The sequence below is a fragment of the Bradyrhizobium sp. P2_E8 genome (assembly GCF_056403875.1).
The window spans coordinates 1-2,036 of the sequence record NZ_JBFUES010001195.1; the positions used below are offsets into that span (position 1 = coordinate 1).

Annotated in this window: 2 protein-coding genes; both read right to left on the reverse strand. The window is 66.6% G+C overall.

Annotated features, from left to right (window positions below; all coding sequences use genetic code 11):
- Window positions 1-973, reverse strand: a 973-nt coding sequence (locus tag AC1D00_RS38495) for an FUSC family protein (RefSeq protein WP_477014277.1), incomplete at its 3' end; no start/stop codon positions are given.
- A gap of 234 nt (window positions 974-1,207) precedes the next feature.
- Window positions 1,208-2,036, reverse strand: an 829-nt coding sequence (locus AC1D00_RS38500) for a substrate-binding periplasmic protein (RefSeq protein ID WP_477014278.1), incomplete at its 5' end; no start/stop codon positions are given.

Genomic DNA, 2,036 nt, shown 5'->3' on the forward strand with positions numbered 1-2,036 from the left:
GGGCCACCGCAACGAGGCCGAGCGTGCCGCCGATCAGCACGTTGACGATGCGCTCCTCCGCAATGCCGCTGGCGCCGCCGGCAAAGGACGCGGCGAGCGCAATGAAGAAGCAGCGCAGGCCGAAGCCGACGATGTAGCGGGAGAAGGAGATCAGCGTGAGGGTGGCTGCGAGCACCGCGAGTGCATAGCCGATCCGACTTTGCGGCAGCACGATYCCGGCGAGGAAGCCGAGTGGCACGCCGACGRGCGCGCCGATCGCCCGCTGCTTCAGCTTGCCGGTGGACGCCGAGAGATCGCCGACCACGACGCTTGCAGCCGACCACATCACCCATTGCCCCTGCGCAAGGTCGAGGATCTCGACCAGCGCCGCCGCGGCGAACACCGCCATGGCGGTCGCCGCCGCGGGCAGAAACCATTCGGCCGCGGGCGGTCCGAACGAGGTCGCCGCGCCAGCGTCACGTCGCCGCTGGTCGTAAACCTGGATCGCGCAGACGAGCGCCAGTGCGATCGGAGAGGAGACGATGATCACGCCGGCATGGCGGAGGGCTTCCGAGGCGCTGACGCCCTCCCGCACCTCGCAGGCGAGATAGACGGCGGGGATGAACACCCAATTGCCGAGCGTGCGGAAATGTTCACCATAGCGCGTCACCGCCACTGCAAGGAAGCCGGCAAGCGCCGTCAGCACCACGAATAGCGGTTTGACGGGCGCTGCAAGGAAAAGCGCGGCAAAGGTGACGAGGATCGCGAGATAGTGCCACGCGATCACTTTTGGCGGCAGGTGYAGCCTCAGCGCGGGAATGAGCAACGAGACCGCGACCAGCCCCAGGTTCAGCAGCGCCGTCTCGCGCGCGATGAAATAGGCGGCCACCATCGGACCAACGACGATCAACGCGCGCAGCAGCTCGCCGGTCTTGATTTCGCGGGAAAGGGCGGCGCACAGACCGGTCGCGGACGGGATGGTCGGGGAGTTCACGATGACACCAGCGCGTCGAAATGAAACACGACACATAACACGGAAACGAAATCAGTGCTTTGGCGTGGGACGACAGTCTCGCCACATTCTCGCTGTCATCGCCCGGCTTGACCGGGCGATCCAGTACTCCGAGACGGTTGTGTTCGGACCGATGGGCCGCGGCGTACTGGATGCCCTGCCTTCGCGGGGCATGACGGCAGAGAACGAGGCGCGACCGCTCTCGCTGAACAGGCGTCACCGCTGAATGATCTTCATCCAGACATCGCCGAGGATCGCGGGCTCGCGCGGCGGCAAATAGGTGAGGCCGGCCTGCTTGCCGAATTCGGCGATCTTGCCTTCAGCGGCGAGCTCGGTCAGCGCCTTGTTGACGGTGTCGATCAATGCGGGATCGCCGGCGAGCCCGACATAGCCGCGATTGGCGCCGATCGGGTAATAGTAGCCGGACGCGGTGATCGGCGCATCCGGATGCGCGGTGCGATGGGCATCGAAGCGGCCGAGGTCGATCAGTGTCGCGTCGTAGTCGCCACGTGCCAGCGCGCCGAGGAGATCGTCGCGGCCGGGGACAAGATGCGTGATGTTGTCGATCAGGCGCCCCTTGTCGAAGGTCATCAGGATCGCATCGCCCAGCGATCCGCTCTCGATGGCGAGGCGGAGTCCGGCAAGATCGCCGATGTCGGCGATCTTGCGCCCCTTCGCCTTCGGCCCGAGCACCACCGTCATCGGCGAATAGACGTAAGGCTGGCTCGGCGCGAGCACGCCGAGTGCGACGCGGCGCCGCCGGTCCTCGCGCGTGGCGCCAGCGAAATCCGGCAGGCGCGCCGTCTTCATGCCTGGTTTGACGAGGGAATCCGTCGTCAGCGCGTAGCCGCCGACCAGCGAGCAGCGTGCGTCGGAGAGCAGCGCATTGGCCTCGAGCTGCGGGCTGGAATCCTCATCCAGCTTGCTCTCGAACCATTGGATCTTCAGCGGTCGTCCCATCCGCTCCGCGATCGCCCGCGCCAGCAGCACGTCGAAGCCGGAGTCCGGCTTGCCCTTGTGATGCACCGAGAGCGGGGGCCGATCC